Raw genomic sequence first — 20889 nt, forward strand, 5'->3', positions numbered from 1 at the left:
AAATGAACAGATTCACGCTCCCTTTTCCGCGCAAAGCCGGACGATCAACCGGGTCCTTCACTGCCTGCGGCCAGCAGCGGGACCACCACATCGCTGATGGGCGTGGCGATGCCATGCGTGCGACCATAGCGCTGCACCACGCCGTTACGGATATCCCACTCCAGCGGACGGTTCGCCTGGCGGTCGGCGAGAATTGACGTCCCCAAATCCGCAGGCGCACGGTGAAAACCGTCAACAATCTCCTGGGCCACGTTATCGCTGAGCACCGCACCTTCCGCCCGCGCAACCGTCAGGCATTCGCGCAGGTACGCCAGCGCCAGCGCGGTAATATCCTCGCGCGAGAACATGCCGGCACGGCGATTGGCGAGCACCATCAGACCGGCGACCGCATTCTGCAACAGCTTGCGCCAGGCAATCGACGTAAAATCTTCTGACAATTCCACCGCGCAGCGTGTACCGCTGAGTGCTTTCGCAACCCGTTTTGCCTGCGGCACATCCGGCAGCGTCAGACGCGGACTGGCGCGCAACCAGACAGACGCATCCGGCTCGCGCTGCGCCGGAAACCAGACGACGGACGGCAGCACGCTTGCGCCGTTAACCAGCGGGGCCAACTGGTTTTTCTGCTCGACGCCATTTTGCAACGCGCATACAACGGTGTTTTCATCGCATAACGTCGCCAGCCAGGCGGCGCTGTCCGCAACCTGCGTGGTTTTCACCGCCACAAATACCAGATCGAACGGCTTGTCCAGTGCTGCCGGATCGCTCAATACCGGGCCGGGTACCACAATTTCCCCCTCATCGTGGCGAAGTATTAGTTGCGGGTGGGCGGTACGCCCGCATAAAACGGGCGCACGGCCCACTTCATGCAGCGCCGCCGCGATAGTGGTGCCGATAGCCCCGGGGCCAAGCAGCGCAATTGTCGGAAAATCAGACATGGTGAGTTCTCCTGATGTGGTTAACCAATCATTACCGTGCCGGTCGCGATCACCGTACACGCCAGCACTTTTCTTAGCGTTAACGTTTCGCCGAGAAACAGATAACCCAGTAGTGCGGCAAACAGAACGCTGGTTTCACGCAGCGCTGAAACTGCCCCCATTGGCGCGGTCGCCATCGCATAAATAATGATGCCGTAAGCCAGCAGCGAAACCAGTCCGCCTGTCGCGGCAAGCAATACATCGGGATGCCAGCGCAGTAAACTTTTTGCGCCGCGAAGCCAGGTATAGAGCGCTGGCATCAACACGCCCCATAACGCACTCATCCACACGGTATAGGCGATGGCATCACCGGCGATGCGCACACCAATGCCATCCACCACGCTGTACGCGGCGATAAACGCGCCAGTGGCCAGTGAATATTTCAGACCCGTCAGCGCCAGACGGCGGTGTTGCAGGGCAAGCAGCAGAATACCGCCGGAAATCAACCCAATGCCAGCCAGCGCGTTCACGGCCATCTTTTCCCCGGCAAACAGCGCCGCTCCCGACGTCACCATCAGCGGTGAAGAACCCCGCGCAATCGGGTAGGTTTGCCCGAGATCCCCGCTCTGATAACTGCGTACCAGACACAGGTTATAGCCGACATGCAGCAGCGCTGACAGCAGCGCGTATTTCCAGCTGGCATAAGCCGGTAAGGGTAAAAACGGCGCGGCAGCAACGCAGGTGAGGGCTATCGTCGCGCACATGATGGTCATCGACCATAACCGATCCGTGCCGCCGCGTAAGAGCGTATTCCAGCTGGCATGCAGCAGCGCGGCGAATAATGTCAGCAAAACAAGGTAAGTGGGCATGTATCGATGCTAATCAGCACATGCCCGGATGAAAAGTGAAGTGTCGTCATTTGACCATGAGTAAATACTCATGCTTAGCGATAATTAAGCTGTGCCTGTTGTGATTCTGCCAACAGCCAGCTGCGGAAAGTCACAATATGCGGTTGCGTTTCGATCCCCTGCGGGCAGACAAAATAATAGGCAGCGGGCGACGGAAAAGGGACGTCAAAAAGCCGTACCAGCGAGCCATCGGCTATCTCTTTTTCAACGTGCCCACTGCGCGCCAGCGCAATTCCCTGGCCCAGCAATGCCGCTTCAATAGTCATATTGGTATCGGCGAAACGCACGTTCTCATGCAGCACATCCGTATTTACGCCAACCTGCTTAAACCAGGCGTCCCATTTGGGAACCAGATCGGCGCCATCGCGCGTCAGCAGCGGGTAGCGCAGCAGTTCGGCAGGTTCATCCGGCGTGCCAAAACGCTGCAAAAGCGCCGGGCTGGCGACCGGGAAAAGCTGCTCGCGGAACATAAATTCCGTGTGCAGCGCCGGATAATTCCCGTGACCAAAGCGGATCGCCACATCGGCATCGGTGCTGGCGAAGTTAATGGCCTGATCGGTGCTTTCCAGCGTCACCAGAATTTCCGGGTGTAAGCGCGCCAGACCCGGCAAGCGTGGGAGCAACCATTTCAGCGCAAAAGAGTAAGTGGTGTTGACGCGCAGCCGCACCCGGCCTTTTTGCTCGCGCAAATCCGCCAGCGTGGTTTCCAGTTTGCTGAAAAATTCACGCACCAGCGGTGCGAGCGCGGCACCGGCGGGTGTCAGGCTGAGGGTCTTTCCGCGCTGAAACAGCGGCAGTCCCCAGATTTCCTCGAGGTTTTTTAGCTGATGGCTGACGGCACTTTGCGTAATACACAGCTCTTCTGCCGCCGCGGTAAAGGTGGTGTGGCGGGTGGCCACTTCAAAGGCGCGCAGTGTCGCAGTGGGGGGAAGATCACGCATCATTCGGTTCCTGTTAATGAGCTAATGCTCATAACACCCTATGCCGAAACCGTGGTGAAAGCTACGCGAACCGAACAATAAACTACCGCGATCAGAGCAGGGTAACGGTGCTGTCTAACCAGACTGGCAGGTTTTCCCGGTACCAGTCGAGATAGCGCGGAAGATCGGTTTTCTGCCGCTCAGCAAGCAGCGTGACCACTTCGGTGACAATCCACGCTTTGGCAATGGCAATCTCCCGGCTGAGTTCACGCGGTGTTGCATGACCCGAAATACGACAATAGCGCCCGGCAAGCGCCTGAAAGGCGTGTGTGGCGCCCATCCCTTTTATCAGGGGGGCGAGGTCGATCGCCGGGCTTCCTGTGGAAAATCGCTCCCAGTCGAAAAGCACCAGCTCGCCGTTATCCCGTCGTCCCCAGTTACCCGCATTGCTATCGCCGGAAATTAGCCCCGGATGGCGAAAGAGCCCCTCGCTACATTGCTGAAAACAGCGCAGTTGTTGCGAAGCCTGTTCCGGCAACGCCAGCAGCGCCAGCGATTTTTCCAGCGCGGAAACTGACCAGCTGTGAGTGTGATAGCGCCATGCCGCGTCTGGCGCAAAGCGATGTAAGCGAGCCAGCATCGCTAACATCTCATCGCCTGCCACAGCATCCTGAGAAACCGGGTGGGGAATATACTCAAGCCTCAATAAATGCCGCGCAGGATTGGCGAATAACAACCCTGGCGAGGCAATCTTTGCTGCGTTGAGCCGGTTCGCCGCATGTTGATAGAAAGCATACTCGACCTCACTGACAGGATATTTTTCAATGACGCGCTGGCCGTGTTCATCAACAAAAAGCGCCACCTTTGCGGCGCCCATTTTTGATAAATCCTGAGCTGTCATCCCTTTTCCTTTGCGCGCTGGTCGAGCGTTTCAGTGTAGCCTGGATGGTGGTGACGCGAAGAGCGGTTTACTCCTGCGTCGCCTGCTCCTGAGCACGCAGGCGATACTGTCCTGGCGTTAATTGATACTGTTCGCGAAAGGCGCGGCAGAATGTCGATTGCTGCTGATAACCCAGCTGCAGCGCAATATCCGTAATAGAGCGATGCGTTTCGCTCAGTAACGCTTTTGCGATCATCATGCGGCGATAGCGGATATACACGCCAGGCGACATGCCGGCGATTTGTTTAAAACCGCGCTGGAAATGCCAGGCAGAGTAACCGGATTTTTTCGCTAACACGCCAAGCGGTAACGGCTCGGCAATATTGCTCTCTATCCACTGGAGAATATCCTGGATGGTTAATCTCATCAGATATAACGAGGACTTTTTTCTCATATTAATACCTGCTGTTAATACGCAGCGTTTGGGGAAGCCATCAATATTTCCTCCTCAAAACGCAAAAGAGTAATCACGGCACTCTATTAGCGGGCGGATGATATATTTCTGCCCGTCAGATTATCCGCATCAGCAATCTTCAATAATTAAGTAGACGGCATTCAGCGGCCCGTGGACGCCGACGACTTTAATCAGCTCAATATCGGCCGTCGAACTTGGCCCGGCGATAAGATTGATACACGAGGGAAGCGTTTCGCCTTCCTGCACCCGCTGGCGCAAAACGTGCGCCAGTTGCGTGACGCCGTACAGCAATCTGCTCTTATCGATAACGAACACGGTGGTGGTGGGCAGCAGGCTGATAGCGCGCCCCTGTAGCGGGGAGGAAAAGAGCACCACACCGCCGGTTTCGCACAAACCATATTCGGCGTAGACCACGCCAATACTGGCTTGTGCGGCACGACGCAGGTTCTCTTCTCCGCCCGCTGAGTCCCAGCAATGTGCTGGAAACGTGTTCCGCAAATGCGCGGTGATCCCGACGTTTGCCAGTCGGGCGTCGCCGCTAATCAGCAGCGGACCACCGCCGTATTGGTTACAGATCCGTTCGGCAAGCTGGGGAATTTTTGCCAGCGGAGCCACTTCGCAGTGAGCCTGCATAACCGTTGTCGCGTATTCGATAAAACTGTCGCAGGGGTGCTGCTGGATCTGCCCGGCATAGCGGCTTGTCAGCGGAGCGTGCCCGGCAAACTCCAGCGGCTGCGGTATCTGACGCGGTTCGCGACCGAGTCGACCAGCAATTTTTTGCATAAAAGCATCACGGTTTTCCATCAGGCTTGCTCCCCGTTTTGTTGCTGTTTTTGGTGTTTTTTAAACCAGCTACGGAAACTCTCACCATCGGCAGCGGGCAGATCGCGCGCCTCCGTCCACTTGCCGATGGCTGAGATGGTAAAGGGCATTTTGCCGTTGCGGATCATCAGTTGGGCGGCGCGCGCGCCAGCGACCATGCCTACTTTCCACAGCCGGGGATGGCGGTTGGCGTAATTGAACAGGTGTACGGTGTGCCTTTCCATCGCCGGCGTTCTTCCGCTTTCCGCCAGCGTGCGGCGGTGCTCAAGGATCAGTGACGACAGCGGAATGCGCACCGGGCAGACATCATCACAGGCGGTACATAATGAGCAGGCATAAGGCAGATTTTTGAAATCATCATAACCGCCGAGCAACGGCGTGAGCACCGCGCCAACCGGGCCGGGATAGATCGAGCCGTAACCATGTCCGCCAATATGACGGTAAGCGGGGCAGGTATTCATGCAGGCCCCGCAGCGGATGCAACGCAGGATGTCCTGGAAAGGCGAGCCCAGCACCTGTGAGCGACCATTGTCGACAATAACCAGATGGAACGATTCCGGCCCGTCGCTTTCCATGCTGCCTTTCGCGCCGGTAAGCCAGGTGTTATATCCCGTAAGACGGGCACCAACCGCGCTGCGCGCCAGCATGGTGAGGATGACGTCCAGCTCGGCGAATGTCGGCACTACGCGCTCCATGCCCATCACGGCAATATGTGTTTTTGGCACGGTGGTACAGAGCCGGGCATTGCCTTCATTGCTCACCAGGCTGAGCGTGCCGGTTTCCGCAACCGCAAAGTTGCAGCCGGTAATGCCGATATCGGCGCTGAGGAAATCCTCGCGGATCTTCTGGCGAATAAAGCGCGTCATGGCTTCCGGGGTTTCGGGGCCGTTATAACCCAGCTTTTCGCGCAACACGTGCTGAATTTGATGGCGATCTTTATGAATGGCCGGTACCACCACGTGCGAGGGGGCATCTTTGCCGAGTTGCAGAATATACTCGCCCAGATCCGTTTCCACGACCTCAATGCCAGCCGCTTCAAGCGCGGCGTTCATGCCGATCTCTTCGGTCACCATCGACTTCGATTTAACGATTTTGCGCGCCTGCTTTTCCCGGGCAATCTGCAAAATATAGCGGGTGGCATCTTCACGCGTATCGGCGAAAAAGACGTGACCGCCGTTAGCGCGGATTTTTTCGCTTAACTGGTAAAGATAGGCATCGAGATTATCGAGAACATGGGCGCGAATTTCAGCGGCGCGCGAGCGCCAGTCGGGCCAGTTTTCCAGTTCATCGACCATTTTCTGCCGGTTGATACCGATCCGATCCTGCGCGTTCGCCACGGCATGGCGCATTACCGGATCGTCAATTTGCTGCTGTACCCGGTCATAAAAAGGAACATTGCTGGTTTTTAGCGACATAGTGTTTCCTTAGCGGCTCATCAGCACATCAGCGATATGCAGCACACGCACGTTCTGGCCTTCACGCTGTAAACGCCCGCCGATATTCAGCAGGCAACTGGCATCCGCGCCGATCAGGTAATCCGGCCTGGCTTGCATGATATGCGCGACCTTTTCTTTCACCATTTCGCCGGAAATTTCGGCCATTTTGACCGAAAAAGTGCCGCCAAATCCGCAGCAGGTTTCCTGGGCGCCAAACGGCACAATTTCCAGCTCACGCACCTCGCGCAGCAGTATTAGCGGTTCATCACGCACGCCGAGCTTACGAAACAGGCTGCACGAGGGGTGATAGACCGCCCGCCCCGGCAGGCGCGCGCCGACGTCGGTTACGCCAAGCTGGTTAACGATAAAGGAGGTCAGATCAACCATGCGGCTGGCAACCTTCACGGCGCGCATCGCCCACTCAGGTTCATCGACCAGCCAGTCCGGGTAGTGGCGGATCGCGTTCATGCAGGAACCGGCAGGCGAGATAATCGGGTCGTCGTTGATTTCCAGCGCCGCAATCTGCGCTTTCATACCCGGCAAGGCGTCACGAATGTAGCCGCTATTAATTGCCGGTTGACCGCAGCAGCCCTGTTTTTCAGGAAACTGAACATGGCAGCCTAACTGTTCGAGTAGCAGGACACTGTTTCGCGCCATGCGCGATTTAAGTGCGTCCCCAATGCAGGTAACAAAGAAATTTACGTTCATATTATTTAGCTTCCAGCGAAGATAACGGCATAACGTTATTTTTCATTTCAGGCAGGCGGCGAGGGGGTTTGTGTTTGCCTGATTAATCATCTCTTTAGCGCGCCACTCGCAGTCCGCCGGTGACGCCGCGGCTTAATACGATTTGCCAGAGCTGGATATTTCTGGCGCGAAATGCGCCCGCGCAGGCGGTGAGGTAATAATTAAACATGCGGTGAAATTGCGTGGAGTAATTGCCTGCTATTTGCGGCCAGGCCTGATTAAAACGGCGATGCCAGGCCATTAATGTTTTGTCGTAATCGGCGCCGAAATTATGCACATCTTCGATAACAAAATAGGGTTCGCTGGCACCAGCAATTTGTTTAATGGAGGGCAGGCAGCCATTAGGGAAAATATATTTGTTGATCCAGGGATCGACATTATGCAGGGTTTTATTCGACCCAATGGAGTGCAGTAAAAACAGACCATCCGGCTTCAGGCAGCGATCGACGGCGTTAAAGTAGGTCGCATAGTTTTTCGGGCCGACATGTTCGAACATGCCGACGGAGACGATGCGATCATAACGTTTATCCAGATCGCGGTAATCCTGCAACAGGATGCGGATATCCAGCCCTTCGCTGTGGCTTTCGGCGTAGGCTTTTTGCTCTGCCGAAATGGTGATGCCTTCCACGCTGACGTCATAATGGCGCGCCGCGTATTGTGCTAAACCGCCCCAGCCGCAGCCGATATCCAGCAGCGTCATGCCCGGTTTAAGCTGCAGTTTTTCACAGATCAGCGCGAGCTTATCCTCCTGCGCCGCACAGAGTTCATCGGCGTTTTTCCAGTAACCGCACGAGTACTGCATATGCGGATCGAGCATGCGGTTAAACAAATCGTTACCCAGATCGTAATGGACTTCACCCACTTGCCAGGCGCGGCGACGGGACTGAGGGTTAATAATGCGCGCCGCGGCGATGCGCATCAGGTCGGCGAAACGCGCCGGGCGCTGCTCATCAAGCCTTGCGCGCAGCAGCTTGTCAAAAAACGCATCGAGCTGTTTGCAATCCCACCAGCCCTCCATATAACTTTCACCGAGCCCAAGTGAACCCTGCTGCAACACGCGCTTGAAAAAACGCGTGTCATGCACGCGGATATCCCAGGGTTCGGGGCCATTAATCCTGATGCCTGCCTGAGACAGCAGTTCCTGGACGATCCGCAGCCAGTGGCCGGGTTTACTGATCACATCGACGGTACATTCGTTAGCCATCATCTTTCCTTCAACGTAGCGTGCGCTCAGCCGGTAATTTCCCCGTCATTCACTGCCCGTCAGTGCGAAAAGGGCTTATCGCTCAGGCAGCTGGCTGGTAAATTGTTCACAACGGGTGAAATATATTTATGACCCGCTCATTATTCAGGAAACCCGTTTTGCCTGCGCTGTGCTATCAAGACAAACTTCATCGAATAGAGGTCAGGTTGTTATGTGCTCTAAGCTTGTGTTGCCGCCTCGTCAGCCCATTAGTGGCCAGCCCGCGCCGGTGCTGATGGCCTTGCCGCGCCCGGTGTACTTTCGCAGTTATCCTTTACGCGGCGATACGGGCGTGGACATGCACGAGCATCCGTTCGCGGAATTTCTCTATGCGCGCGAAGGAAGTATGCGGGTGGAAATTGAAGGCAAGACGCTGGTGGTGCCCGTGCTTTATGGGGTCTGGATCCCGGCGCGTGTGCCTCATCGTCTTCTTGCCGGCAGCGACGTATTGCTGGAAAGCCTGTATGTGGAAGCCGATTTCGCCACTATCCCCTTTAGCGCCAGTAAGGTGGTGGTGGTGAGTGATTTTGTGCGTGAATATATTCACTACGCCACGCAAAACGTGCCGGAAAAGTATGATGCTGCAGGCGATGACGCGCAGTTAGTGCAGGTGCTGATTTCATTGCTCAGAGGCTTACCCGACGCCGGGTTATCGGTCTCCTGGCCGGTATCACCGTTGCTGACGAAAGTTTGCAGCCAGATCCAGAAAACGCCCGGCGACGCGCACAGCATTGAACAGTGGGCCTCCTGTAGCGGTATGTCGGTGCGCACGTTTTCACGTCGTTTCAAAAAGGAGACCGGCGTGGCGTTCAGCGAATGGAAAAAACGGGTGCGGTTGCTGGAATCCGTCGTGATGTTAAAAAACAAGCGCAGCGTAACTCAGGTGGCGCTTGAGCTTGGCTATTCAAGCCCGGCCTCGTTTACCTTTGCGTTTCGCGCCATGTTCGGCGTGCCGCCAACGCGCTATTAATTAACCGCCGCCGCGCTTTTTCAGCCGGACGTCAATCATACTGCCGCGCTGTGCGAACGCCGGAAAAAAGACGGCGTAGCCACCAGATAACCAGCGCCAGCAGGGCTATTGCGCCCAGCACGGCAAACGCCACGCTGTAGGAGTATTTTGCCGCTATTGTTCCCGCCATCGCCGGGCTGAATGCGGCCCCGACACCTTGTAACAGCATGATAAAGCTCTGCCCGGCGTTGGTGTGCCCGCTGCCTTCCAGCAATTTAACGATATAACCGGGTACCGCCACGCCCAGTAGCCCTGCGGCCACGCCATCCAGTATCTGAACCGGGATCATAAAAAGCGGCCCGGCCGAGACGCAGGCCAGCGCCGCGCGCAGCGGCAAAACCAGTAACGCTGTCGTAATCAGCCACGGGTAACCATATTTTCCCGCCCTGGCGGCGGCGAATAAGGCGACGGGAATCATCACCAACTGCGAAATAATGACGGTCGCCGCCGCATACACACCGGCGCTCATTTCCCCGCCTGGCGCGGAGGCCACGCGCATACTGAGCATCGGCAGCAGCGCCGCGTTAGCCAGATGAAACAGCATCAGCGTCACGCCGGTCGCGATAAGGGCGGGGTGCGTGATAATCGCGGAAAGTCGGGGGACGACCGCCGGATCTTCATTGTGACCGAGACCCCGAGCGGCGCGGTTATCAATATCGTTATTGCGAATAGCAAACACCGCGAACGTTGCGCATATCGCCATGCCGGTCATCAGAATAAAAACGGCATCAGTACCGAAGTACCACACCAGTATGCCGGCCAGCATCGCGGCGCTCATATTTCCGCCGTGATTAAACGCCTCGTTCCTGCCCATCTGATGGTTAAACCCTGACGAGCCGGTTAAGCCAAGCGTAATGCCCATTAACAGCGGCGCAATAAACGCGGCGGATACGCCGGTGACAAGTTGTGAAAAACCAACGACAAAAAAAGTCGGAAACGCCCAGAGCAGCAGCGTGGCGGCAGTGATCAGCAAACAGCAGGCGACGAGAATGCCGCGTTTATGCCGCGTGGCGTCAGCGACCAGCCCGGAAGGCATGGTCGCCACCAGACCTGCCAGACCACCGGCTGTCATCATCCAGCCAATGTTGTCGGCTTGCCAGTGATGTTCAGTGAGAAAGATCCCCAAAAAAGGGCCAAGACCGTCTCTGACATCCGCCATGAAAAAGTTCACTAAACAGAGTGCCTGCAGCGATCGTAACGGCATAGAAGCCTTTTTTGTGTCCATGGTGCAGCGTTCCTGAGTATCGGTGGGTTCCGCATCCTGAAAGCGTATTGTTATCCCTTTCGGCGGCTGGCAAACAAAACAGATGCCGTATCGCACACCTGTGAGAAGGGATAATAATCGGCTTTCACGTCAATCATGTGATACATAAATGTAACATTCTGTCGCGCTGGCGAAGGGGCGTGTGAAAGGCGGTCGACTACAAACGTGTGATAAATCTGCATCGTCAAAGCGACTGACGATGCAGACGGTGTGTAACGGCTATGCCAGCAAAATCACGCCCCAGACAACGGCGACCATCAGCAGCGCCGTCGTTTGGGCGGCACTGCCCATATCTTTGGCGTTTTTAGAAAGCGGGTGGCGTTCCAGTGAAATGCGATCGACCACCGCCTCGATGGCAGAATTTAGCAGTTCCACTAACAGGCTGATAAAGCACACGGCCAGCAGCAGCGCGCGCTCAACCCCGCTGACGTTGACAACCAAAGCGGTAACCATCAATACGCTATGTAAAACAAGCAGCTGGCGGAACGCCGCCTCGCCATACACGGCGGTAAGAAAACCGTCGCGCGAATAAATTAGCGTACCGACAATCCGCGCGATGCCGGTTTTGCCGTGAGAATATTTGCCAGTTGCGCTGGGGCCTGACGATTGCATGTGCATCTCCTGAAGAAAGAGTTGAGCGCGCAGTATGCAAAACGAGATGTCAGGAAATTGTCAGAACCGTATCGGAAACAGAAACCTGGCAATAAACAGCCGTGGTTAGCGCGTGCGCTGCATATCCAGCGTAAAGCGGCAGCCTTGATCTGAGCTTTCAACCGTCATGCGCCAGCCAAGATGTTCCACAATGCGTTGCACAATCGATAAACCAAGCCCCTCGCCATTTTGCTGCGTGCCGGACTGAAAGCGCTGAAAATGAAGCGGATCGATACTCGACGGCAGGCCCGGGCCGGTGTCTGAAATGGTCAGGGTTGCGCCGTGCAGCGCCAGGCGGATCTCTCCCGCTGCGGTGTACTGACAGGCATTGCGCAGCAGGTTCCAGAAAACGCTGCGCGCCAGCTCAGCATTGGTCTGTATGTGGGTCTGCTCCGTGGCGTCCAGTATCAGCGCGACGGGCTTTTTTGCCAGCCAGGGCTGGCAGCGCGCGATGCACTCTTCGAGCACAGGACGAAGCGCGACCTCGCTGCGGGGAAGGGTTTGCGGATCGCGTGAAAGCAGCAGCAGGCACGTCAACTGGCGCTGCATCTCCTGGGTGGTGCGCACGATCCGCTCCGCGCCTGGCACAAGATGGCTGTCGGCAGGTAACTGGTGCACGATGGTTTCCGCGGCTCCGCCAATGATCGCCAGCGGGGTGCGCAATTCATGACTGGCATCGCCGACAAAGCAGCGCTCACGCTGGAGAAACCGCTCCAGTTCATCGCTGTGTTGGGCAAACGCGCGCGCCAGCACGCCGATCTCATCACTCGCGTCCTGGAAAGGTAACGGCTTTTGATTGCGCTCGACGGCGTTGGCCAGCCGTGTAATGGGAACGGTAACGCGCGCCGATGTTAAACGGCCAATCCAGAAGGCGCACAGCACGCACAACAGAATGATAAGCGGCGCGAAACCGTCAATCATCCACTCCAGCCAGGCGTAACGATTGCCATCCTGCAGCAGGTAGTAGCGCTGGTTATGCAGCGTGAATACCAGCAAGTGCTGTTCGTCGGGTGCTTTCAGCCGGTGGTAGCCTGGCGTGTACTGGCGCAGCGCATCGGGCGCGGTCTGTGCGTTGTAGAGCTGGCTGCCTTGCGGCATGGCGGGGAGGATGCCGCTGGCAATCTCCTCTTCCAGCCGGGGGGCTTCGTCGCGCAGGCTTTCCGCCATCGCCCAGGCGCGGAGTTCGTCGTAGTCGAGTTGCTCGGCCACGACCACAAATGCCATCACCGCGACCATCAGCAGCACAAATGAAACAGTAATGCGCGTATTGAGCGTCATCTGCTGGTAAAGGGATTTCATGGTAGATGCTCTGCCTCTGATGATTATTCTGCACAAGCCTCCCCGGGCTTGTGCAGACGTAAACCGATGCCATGTACCGTTTCTATCAGTGCAGATGTGAAGTTTTTGTCAACTCGCTGGCGCAGGTCATGAATATGTGTGCGCAGTGCGCCGCTTTCCGGCGGCTCGTCGCCCCACAGCAGGTATTCCATCTCCTGCTTTTTGACGACGCCGGGTGCGGCGCGCATCAGACTCAGCAGTAATTTGTGGGTGGTCGGCGTCAAATTGATGGTCTGGCCTTGCCGCCACGCCTGCGGCGCGCGGGTATCTACCAGCAGATCTTCCCAGCTTAGCGTGCCTTGCACCTGCCGCCCCTGGGCGCGGCGCACCAGCGCCTGGATACGTGCATCCAGCTCTTTGAGTGAAAAGGGTTTTACCAGGTAATCGTCCGCGCCCAGCGCAAAACCTTGCACGCGGTCATCGACCGGATCGCGCGCGGTCAGCATCAGTACCGGCACCGGGTTTTGATATTCGCGGCGAAGTTTGCTGCACAGCGTCATGCCGTCCAGGCGCGGCAGCATCAGATCCAACAGGATGGCATCGTAGTCATTCTGCGTGGCCATACGCAGTCCGGTGGCACCATCACGTGCATCATCCAGCACGTAGCCCAGCGGCTCAAAGAAGTCGTACAGGTTGGCCACCAACTCAGGGTTATCTTCGATAATGAGCAGGCGAGTCATAGAAAACCGGCATTGGGAAAAAGAGCCGGCTACCTTAACAACTTCCTGACACCGGGGCGTTGATACTGCGCACATTTCTAACCCACTGAGAATTGCGCATGTTTCAACGTCTGTCGTCGTTTCGGCTCAACCCGGTGCAACTGACCTGGGTCGCCGCTCTGTTCTTTACCACCTTTGGCAATATTGCGCTGTGGCAAACGCTGTGGTCCAACGTTGAGATCAACAGTCTGCACAATTTACTGTTTGTTATCAGCCTGCCGGTTTTCCTGTTCTGTTTTTTTAACGTGTTGCTGACACCGGTAATGATGCTGCCGTACTTGCGTAAACCGCTGCTGGCGGCGCTGGTCGTCATCAGCGCCAGTTGCAGCTATTTTATGCTGCGCTACAACGTGCTGATAGACCGCAGCATGGTGCAGAATTTCTTTGAAACTAACCAGGCTGAGCTCACTTCTTACCTTTCTGTTCCGCTGGTTCTTACGCTGCTTTTTCTGGGTGTGGTGCCGGCGGCGGCGATGGTGTTGTTGCCTGGCAAAAAAATCGGCCGTCCCGTACAACACCTGTTCTGGTGGCTATGCCAAATTATTGTGACGTTAACCCTTTTTGCCGCCGTGACGCTGGCGTTCTACAAGGATTACGCTTCGCTGCTGCGCAACAATATGCAGATAAAAGATCAGGCGCTGCCGTTTAACGTGGTCCGCAATACCAATGGCTACCTGAAACGCAAGTACAGCGTGAAATCGCAGCCTTTACGCACGGTGGCGGAAGATGCCACGCGAACGGCTGCGGAGCGGCCAAAACTGGTGATTGTTGTTGTCGGGGAAACGGCGCGGGCGCAGAACTTCCAGCTTAATGGGTATGCGCGCCCGACCAACCCAATGCTGTCGCAGCGCGAGGATATCATTAGTTTCAAACATGTCTCATCCTGTGGCACGGCGACGGCCATTTCGCTGCCGTGCATGTTTTCGCGCATGACCCGTTCGCAATACAACGACGTGCGTGCCGCGACGGAAGAGAACCTGCTCGACATCCTGCAACGCACCGGCATTCATATTCTCTGGCGTAACAATAACAACGGTGGCTGCAAAGGTATCTGCGAGCGCGTGCCCACCGATGATATGCCCGCGCAGAACGTTGCTGGCCTCTGCGTTAATAAAGATGGCACCTGTTATGACGAAGTGCTGTTGCACCAGCTCACAGCGCGCATTGATGCGATGGCGGGGGACGCATTAATTGTGTTGCACCAGATTGGCAGCCATGGGCCGACGTACTTCGAACGTTACCCGGCGCAGGCCAGCATCTTCAGCCCTACCTGTGATAGCAATCAGATTGATAAGTGCAGTAACGAGGCGCTGCTCAATACGTACGACAATACGCTGGTCTACACCGACCGGATGCTAGACAAAACCATTGCGGTGTTGCAGGGCTATTCCGCACAGCGCGACGTGGCGATGATTTATGTTTCCGACCACGGCGAGTCTTTGGGCGAGCGGGGGATGTACCTGCACGGTACGCCGTACATTATTGCGCCCGAGGAGCAAACTCATGTCCCGCTGGTGATGTGGTTTTCGCCCGCATTTGCACAGCATGCCGGGCTCAGTCTCTCCTGTATGCGCAGCCATGCCGATAGCAACAGCTATAGCCATGACAATCTCTATCACTCGATTCTTGGGCTCTTCACTGTGCAAAGCCGTGTTTATCAACCCGCACTGGATATCTTCGCCGGGTGTCGAACCGTGATGCAGCGGCAATAAAGCGGCTGCGCATTTATCTGGTTGAAAAGCAGGCCATCTGCGGTGCTTTGAGCAAAGTCACCGCCGCAGGTTACGCCAGTGGGTCTCTTTTGCGATATAGTAGAAAATTATCTTTTTATATCAGGTGGCACTGGCAATGGCTTTGATCCCAAAAAACTACGCGCGGCTGGAAAGCGGTTATCGTGAGAAAGCACTTAAAATTTATCCGTGGGTGTGCGGGCGCTGTTCCCGCGAGTTTGTCTATTCAAATCTGCGAGAATTAACGGTTCACCATATCGATCACGACCATACCAATAACCCGGAAGATGGCAGTAACTGGGAGCTGTTATGTCTGTTTTGCCACGACCACGAACACTCAAAGTATACGGAAGCCGATCAATACGGCACAACCGTGGTGGCGGGTGAAGACGCGCAAAAAGATGTTGGAGCCGCAACGTATAATCCCTTTGCCGATTTAAAATCGATGCTCAATAAGAAGAAATAGCGCCAGCAACGTTCGTTTCTGCCCACAAAATCAGTGCGGTGCAGGTCGGTAACATGTTGTCAGTCGTGGCGTTAAGTAAGCGTGCTAAACAGGTTTTGCTCGCAAGCTGGCAGGTAAGTACAGACAAGGATCCCAATGATTAACTTCAGCAAGCCTCTTCTGGCGCCGCCTCTTCAGGTCGGAGACACCATTGGTTTTTTCTCTTCATCTGCGCCGGTAACAACCACGGCTCCAAATCGGTTTAGCCGTGGAAAACGCTTCCTGGAGGAGAAAGGGTTTCGTCTTAAAGCCGGTTGCCTGACTGGCAAGTCTGATTTCTATCGCTCCGGCACGATTGCTGAGCGGGCGCAGGAGTTCAACGAACTTATTCGCGATCCGCACATTCGCTGTGTGATGTCGACAATCGGGGGAAATAATAGTAACGCTTTGCTGCCTTTTATTGATTATGACGCCCTGAAAGCAGACCCGAAAATAATCATCGGTTATTCAGATACCACCGCCTTACTGGCGGGAATTTATGCGCGAACGGGATTAGTTACCTTTTATGGCCCGGCGTTGGTTGCTTCATTTGGTGAATTTCCGCCGCTGGTTGATGCCACATATCACGCTTTTATTGAAATACTTTGCGGACAGAATAACGGTCACTACGGCTATGTTTTACCGGAAAAATGGACGGATGAACGGCTTAACTGGGATGATGCCGAGCCGGTACGAACTAAAACACTGTATGCGAATAACTGCCGGTTTATCGGTCAGGGGGTACAAACAGGGCGTGTTATTGGCGGTAACCTGAATACGTTATCGGGTATCTGGGGTAGCGAATGGATGCCTGAAATACGATCCGGTGACATTCTGTTCATTGAAGATAGTTTAAAAGACATTGCCACCGTTGAACGTTCATTCGCCATGCTGAAACTCAATGGCGTCTTTAAAAAAGTGCGTGCGATCCTTCTTGGCAAACATGAATTATTCGATAACGCGGGAAGCGGTCGGACGCCTTACGATGTATTGCGGGAAGTTTTAGGGGACGAAAACGTTCCGATCGTTGATGGTTTCGATTGTTGCCACACGCATCCGATGCTGACATTGCCGCTTGGGGCAACACTCGCCATTGATTTCGACAATCACAAGGTATCTATCGTCGAACCGTATCTGTCAGACAGGCAATAGGCAGCTACCTGTTTATGACCAGGCCGTGAACCGTGCCCTCCTCATCAGGAGGGCACTTACTGGAAAGAGCAATCGTCAGAACGACTCCCAGTCAGCACTATGACCGGTCGACGTTGCGGGCTTCAGATCAACCTTGCGGTGAGGCGCCGCTACGCTGTTTTTCGGCTTAACGGTATCGGAACGCAGTTTGAACACCGAAACCAGTTGTGCAAGCTGTTCAGCCTGTTGTTCCAGAGATGATGAAGCCGCCGACGACTCCTGAACCAGCGCGGCATTCTGCTGTGTCGTTGAATCCAGCTCGGTGACCGCTTTACCAATCTGATCGATACCTCTGCTCTGTTCTTCCGAAGCGCTTGAGATTTCGTTCATGATGCCACTCACATTGGTGACAGAAGAGACAATCTGCTCCATCGTCGTCCCGGCTTTATTGGCCATTTCTGAACCGGTTACCACGCGTTGTACAGACTCTTTGATCAGGCTTTCGATCTCTTTGGCGGCCTGGGCGCTGCGCGATGCAAGGCTTCTTACTTCTCCTGCCACCACGGCAAAACCGCGACCCTGTTCACCTGCGCGCGCCGCCTCAACGGCTGCGTTAAGCGCAAGGATATTGGTCTGGAAAGAGATGCCATTGATGACGCTGATAATATCCGTGATCTTGTTTGAGCTTTCGGTGATGGTCTCCATTGTGCTGACGACATCCCAGACAATTTTCCCACCGGAACGCGCATGTTCCGCCGCCAGCACGGCGAGCTGACTGGCTTCGCGCGCGTTGTCGGCATTACGCTTAACCGTTGAGGTCAACTCTTCCATGCTTGCCGCCGTTTCAACCACGGCGGCAGACTGCTGCTCTGTGCGGGAGGCCAGATCCGTATTGCCTGCTGAAATGTCCGATGAGGCATTTGCAACATGCACCACCGACTCTTTTATCTGAGTGATCATTTCGCGAAGCTTATCGTTCATCACGCCCATGGCCAGCGTCAGGCGACCCAGTTCATCTTTAGACTGCGGCTCAATGGTTGCGGTCAGGTCACCTTCGGCAATACGTTCTGCCAGTGTCAGATTGTGTTTTATCTGCCGCGTCATCTGCCGCGTAAGCAGCCAGGCAACCAGTAACCCCGTCAGTACGGCGCAAAGGGCAACCACGCCCATAATGATCATCACCCGCTGAATAATATCGATATTTTTCTGCGTCTGGCCTGTAACCAAATTCGAGGTAACGGTATTGATTTTTTCTGCAACGGTCGTCAATTCCGTCGCTGCCTTCTGCGACTCTTTTAATGCAGCGGCATATGCAGCAACGTGTCCCTGCATACTACTGAGAAAAGCCTGCGCCATCGTTTTGTCTTCAGCGCTAAACACCGCATTTTCAGCGTTAAGCATTTTTGTCGCTTCATCGTGTTGACGGGCAAAAGCATCCATCCCTTGCTTACCGACAGATGACTGGATTTCATACGCCGTTGCCCAAATGTTATTGAGGCGATTCAGCAACGCTATCTCATTTTTGGAGGTGGTTTCCTGCTGCTCAAGGCGGGTATTAAATTGATTGAGCAGGGTTTTCATATCCGCTGATGTCAGGCTCTGTGACTGCGCGACGGTCACTTTTTCCAGCTTAACAAACGTGTCCCGGTGCGTGGCGTAATCAGGGATAGTGCTGCGCAGTTCATCAAACAAAATGTGGGCGTCATCATCCCAGGTGTAGTCCAGGCCAGTAATCGCTTGCTGGTCCATTTTTTCAATGGCGATTTTGTTCGCCTCAAGGGATTTTTCATCGTGGTTTAATTGATACGTCAAACGGTTACGCCGTGCGGTATTTAGCTCTGTACTGATTTCATTGATTAATTTTCCTTTCAGGGCGTGATCGCGAATATTACTGGATTGCTGAATACTGATAAGTGAAGACAGAACAATGATAATTATCAAAACCGCAAATCCACCAAATAGCTTGGCAGCAACAGGCAGGTTTTTTATTGACGGTAACAGCTTTGTCATAGAGGTATCCTCAATATTAATTCTTAATATTCAAAAGACGGTTTCATTTTCACTTCTTATCATGTTGCAGGTGTCTTCACTTCTTAAGAGGACGCGAGAGATAGGGCTCATCAAATTACTTATCGACAATTGCCGCATTTTGTTTAATGAAAAAAAAGAAAAAATCACAGGTGAGGAATATATTTTAAGTAAATGAAGTACATTGCATTATGGATATCAAAAAAGCAGGGCGCTTATATTCGATCACCGTTGTAATCATGAGTCAGCAAAGGTTTTATTGGCATTGGTAAAATGGAGAGGGAATATATTATATGTGCCGTTATCCATGTTGCCGGGCTTGTGAAATTACCGCTTAGCCTGGTTTTAATGAGTGTTCTATGTTCTTTGGTGATAGCGGTGAATTAAATGTGGGCGGGCTCGCAATATTTATTAGCCTGGCAGGATATTTCTCAATGTTGCTTTTCTGGTTTTCTGCTCTGCCAGAACAGCACCATGCCTGTTTTGCAGCAGTGTTGTCAGTTTTCCCGATATGCAGGCAACAAAAAACCCGCACCAGGCGGGTTTTTTATTCTCAGTCGCGCTTAACTGCTCAGGCTGTTTACCGTCATCGCTGTGGTAAGCACTGCTGATAAAGGGCGGGGCTTACAGCGCGGTAACGTTACCAGCTGCCGGGCCTTTCGCGCCGCTTTCGATGGTGAAGGAGACTTTCTGACCTTCATCCAGGGTTTTGTAGCTGTCGCTCTGGATTGCAGAGAAGTGAACAAACACATCTTTGCTGCCGTCGTCCGGAGTGATAAAGCCAAAACCTTTGTCAGAGTTGAACCATTTTACTAAACCAGTCATTTTATTAGACATTGATATTTCCTTAATTAATGAGCCACGAAGCGCGGCGATAATGGCCTGTGATTATAGAGTGACTTATTTGGCACTTAGGAGGAGGCTCATGAAGAAGGGTATCTTTGGATAACTCTTGAACTGAGGACTGCTTTACTAAAACTGCTTTCATAAGGTCTGTATTCCAAACCGATGGCACTATTAAGACATAGCGAGTTCGATTTGGCAATGTTTATGTTTTTTTATTTTAACCACTTACACACCCGGATGGCTGCATGGCTGTCTGTTTTGCTCGCCTGTAAGTACTTTCTTAAGCCTGTTATTTCGCAAAGTTTTAGCAAGACTGCGCTCCCAATTCGCTTATCGGACAAACAAAAAGGCCACCGCAAGGTGGCCCCAGTCGTCATTTTCTCGGTTTACCCGCGTCCGAGCGTTTCTCACGAACCCTTCCGTCATTGTTGCGATCGCGAGGTTGTTTACCACCACCAGGTTTAGGTACGACGACGTCTGGATTAAGTGGTCTTCTGTCAGCCATGTTTCCGTCCCCAAGAATGGCAAAAGTGCCATCGACGGTGATACGCCTCGCTTGTTTGCCTTGCAACGCGGATCGGACTACATATTGAGCAGCATCAAGTTTATCCGCGTATCGGCGCAGCATGCAGCCGCCCGTCGAATCAGCCTGGATCCGGTCATCAGAGCGGAAAGCAGGTCATTAAACGAAGCAGAATCAACGCTGCCAGGTGGCAGATTTATTTTCTCAGAACAGAATGGAGGGCTTTATGGATCTGACCACGCATTTTACAGAGGTTGATGGGGTCTTTTATCGCGCAGTTGATCCGGCTTACCGGCACTTGGTATTAGCAGGCTCCAGAGCGCCAGGGCGTTATTCTGACCGCCATCAACCGACGCTGTATCTGAGTTCATCGCCTGCAGGCGTAGAGGCAGCCATGCAATCCCACCGTGGCAACAGGAGTGACAACCTTGAAATAGTCAAAGTCAGGGTTATTGCGAATAAAATTTTTGATCTGAGGAATACAGATGCGCTGCTGGCTGCGGGCATTAACCTTCACGATGCACTTGCGCCATGGCAAAACATTGTGACGGAGGGCGGTGTTCCCGGTTCATGGGGTGTGCGTAATCGTCTGGAATCACTCGGCTTTAATGGCTTAATTGACCCTTCCCGTAAAGCGCCAGGACTCTGGCATCTGGTGCTTTTTGCCTGGAATAACAACAGTCAATGTCATGTCCATATTATTGAATAAAGCATGACGCCGGGTGACATGCGGGAACGGGCACCCGCATCGCCCGTTCCCTTTATGCCGCAAGCAAATTTTATTCAGTCCGTTTTGGCGTTGTTAAACAAACACTGCCGGG

General features: G+C 54.3%; 21 protein-coding genes. 6 read left to right on the forward strand and 15 right to left on the reverse strand.

All coding sequences use genetic code 11. The annotated features are described in order from the left end of the window. Positions 1-44 precede the first annotated feature (44 nt). From JKP81_RS04680 to cfa, 9 genes are all read right to left on the reverse strand, one after another. Positions 45-935 carry an oxidoreductase gene (locus JKP81_RS04680; RefSeq protein ID WP_200550765.1) on the reverse strand — a complete coding sequence of 297 codons (891 nt, stop codon included), beginning with the start codon at positions 933-935 and terminating at the stop codon, positions 45-47. 20 nt (positions 936-955) lie between these two features. Then, positions 956-1783: a DMT family transporter gene (locus tag JKP81_RS04685; RefSeq protein WP_200550766.1), complete on the reverse strand. Its 828-nt coding sequence runs from the start codon at positions 1781-1783 to the stop codon at positions 956-958. A 74-nt stretch (positions 1784-1857) separates the two neighbouring features. Next, entirely contained in the window at positions 1858-2763 is a 906-nt protein-coding gene (gcvA, locus tag JKP81_RS04690; protein ID WP_200551065.1) for a transcriptional regulator GcvA, read from the reverse strand. 91 nt (positions 2764-2854) lie between these two features. Beyond that, entirely contained in the window at positions 2855-3643 is a 789-nt protein-coding gene (locus tag JKP81_RS04695; RefSeq protein WP_200550767.1) for a phosphotransferase, read from the reverse strand. A 67-nt stretch (positions 3644-3710) separates the two neighbouring features. Next, positions 3711-4076 (reverse strand): helix-turn-helix domain-containing protein, encoded by a 366-nt coding sequence (locus JKP81_RS04700; protein ID WP_200550768.1) that lies wholly within the window; start codon positions 4074-4076, stop codon positions 3711-3713. 129 nt (positions 4077-4205) lie between these two features. Next, positions 4206-4901, reverse strand: a complete 696-nt coding sequence (locus JKP81_RS04705) for a lactate utilization protein C (RefSeq protein WP_200550769.1) — start codon at positions 4899-4901, stop codon at positions 4206-4208. Then, positions 4901-6334, reverse strand: coding sequence for a LutB/LldF family L-lactate oxidation iron-sulfur protein (locus tag JKP81_RS04710; protein WP_200550770.1), 1434 nt, complete (start codon positions 6332-6334; stop codon positions 4901-4903). Before JKP81_RS04710 ends, JKP81_RS04705 begins: the two co-directional genes overlap by 1 nt. Positions 6335-6343: 9 nt before the next feature. Beyond that, positions 6344-7063 (reverse strand): (Fe-S)-binding protein, encoded by a 720-nt coding sequence (locus JKP81_RS04715; RefSeq protein WP_200550771.1) that lies wholly within the window; start codon positions 7061-7063, stop codon positions 6344-6346. Between the two features lie 94 nt (positions 7064-7157). Then, the gene (gene cfa / locus JKP81_RS04720; protein ID WP_200551066.1) at positions 7158-8306 is read right to left on the reverse strand and encodes a cyclopropane fatty acyl phospholipid synthase; all 1149 of its coding nucleotides are present in this window, start codon (positions 8304-8306) and stop codon (positions 7158-7160) included. Positions 8307-8517: 211 nt separating this feature from the next. Here cfa and JKP81_RS04725 point away from each other — a divergent pair, with 211 nt between their 5' ends. Then, positions 8518-9315 (forward strand): AraC family transcriptional regulator, encoded by a 798-nt coding sequence (locus JKP81_RS04725; protein WP_200550772.1) that lies wholly within the window; start codon positions 8518-8520, stop codon positions 9313-9315. 31 nt (positions 9316-9346) lie between these two features. On the opposite strand, the gene JKP81_RS04730 is transcribed toward JKP81_RS04725, so the two are convergent. From JKP81_RS04730 to JKP81_RS04745, 4 genes are all read right to left on the reverse strand, one after another. Further along, entirely contained in the window at positions 9347-10558 is a 1212-nt protein-coding gene (locus JKP81_RS04730; protein ID WP_200551067.1) for an MFS transporter, read from the reverse strand. A gap of 279 nt (positions 10559-10837) precedes the next feature. Then, a complete protein-coding gene (locus tag JKP81_RS04735) occupies positions 10838-11230 on the reverse strand; it encodes a diacylglycerol kinase (protein ID WP_200550773.1) in 393 nt (130 codons plus the stop codon). A gap of 105 nt (positions 11231-11335) precedes the next feature. Continuing rightward, a complete protein-coding gene (locus JKP81_RS04740; protein WP_200550774.1) occupies positions 11336-12568 on the reverse strand; it encodes a HAMP domain-containing sensor histidine kinase in 1233 nt (410 codons plus the stop codon). A gap of 23 nt (positions 12569-12591) precedes the next feature. Next, positions 12592-13287, reverse strand: coding sequence for a response regulator transcription factor (locus JKP81_RS04745; protein ID WP_017457108.1), 696 nt, complete (start codon positions 13285-13287; stop codon positions 12592-12594). 98 nt (positions 13288-13385) lie between these two features. On the opposite strand from JKP81_RS04745, the gene JKP81_RS04750 reads away from it, so the two are divergent. The 3 genes from JKP81_RS04750 to JKP81_RS04760 all read left to right on the forward strand — a co-directional run bounded on the left by JKP81_RS04750 (position 13386) and on the right by JKP81_RS04760 (position 16692). Continuing rightward, on the forward strand, positions 13386-15038 hold the full coding sequence (locus JKP81_RS04750) for a phosphoethanolamine transferase (protein ID WP_200550775.1): 1653 nt from the start codon (positions 13386-13388) through the stop codon (positions 15036-15038). A 136-nt stretch (positions 15039-15174) separates the two neighbouring features. Further along, positions 15175-15522 (forward strand): HNH nuclease YajD, encoded by a 348-nt coding sequence (yajD, locus tag JKP81_RS04755; RefSeq protein WP_013365700.1) that lies wholly within the window; start codon positions 15175-15177, stop codon positions 15520-15522. 135 nt (positions 15523-15657) lie between these two features. Beyond that, the gene (locus JKP81_RS04760; protein WP_200550776.1) at positions 15658-16692 is read left to right on the forward strand and encodes a S66 peptidase family protein; all 1035 of its coding nucleotides are present in this window, start codon (positions 15658-15660) and stop codon (positions 16690-16692) included. 75 nt (positions 16693-16767) lie between these two features. Here JKP81_RS04760 and JKP81_RS04765 read toward each other — a convergent pair whose 3' ends face one another. Continuing rightward, complete coding sequence (locus JKP81_RS04765; protein ID WP_200550777.1) at positions 16768-18681, reverse strand: methyl-accepting chemotaxis protein; 1914 nt, start codon at positions 18679-18681, stop codon at positions 16768-16770. 377 nt (positions 18682-19058) lie between these two features. On the opposite strand from JKP81_RS04765, the gene JKP81_RS04770 reads away from it, so the two are divergent. Further along, on the forward strand, positions 19059-19310 hold the full coding sequence (locus tag JKP81_RS04770; protein ID WP_200550778.1) for a hypothetical protein: 252 nt from the start codon (positions 19059-19061) through the stop codon (positions 19308-19310). 13 nt (positions 19311-19323) lie between these two features. On the opposite strand, the gene cspA is transcribed toward JKP81_RS04770, so the two are convergent. After that, entirely contained in the window at positions 19324-19536 is a 213-nt protein-coding gene (gene cspA, locus JKP81_RS04775) for an RNA chaperone/antiterminator CspA (protein WP_016495754.1), read from the reverse strand. Positions 19537-20294: 758 nt separating this feature from the next. Between cspA and JKP81_RS04780 the strand changes: the two genes are divergently transcribed. Further along, positions 20295-20777, forward strand: a complete 483-nt coding sequence (locus JKP81_RS04780; RefSeq protein WP_200550779.1) for an RES family NAD+ phosphorylase — start codon at positions 20295-20297, stop codon at positions 20775-20777. Positions 20778-20889 lie beyond the last annotated feature (112 nt).

It is taken from the genome of Kosakonia sp. LAM2021 (genome assembly GCF_016620385.1).
GTDB classification, from domain to species: Bacteria; Pseudomonadota; Gammaproteobacteria; order Enterobacterales; family Enterobacteriaceae; genus Kosakonia; species Kosakonia sacchari.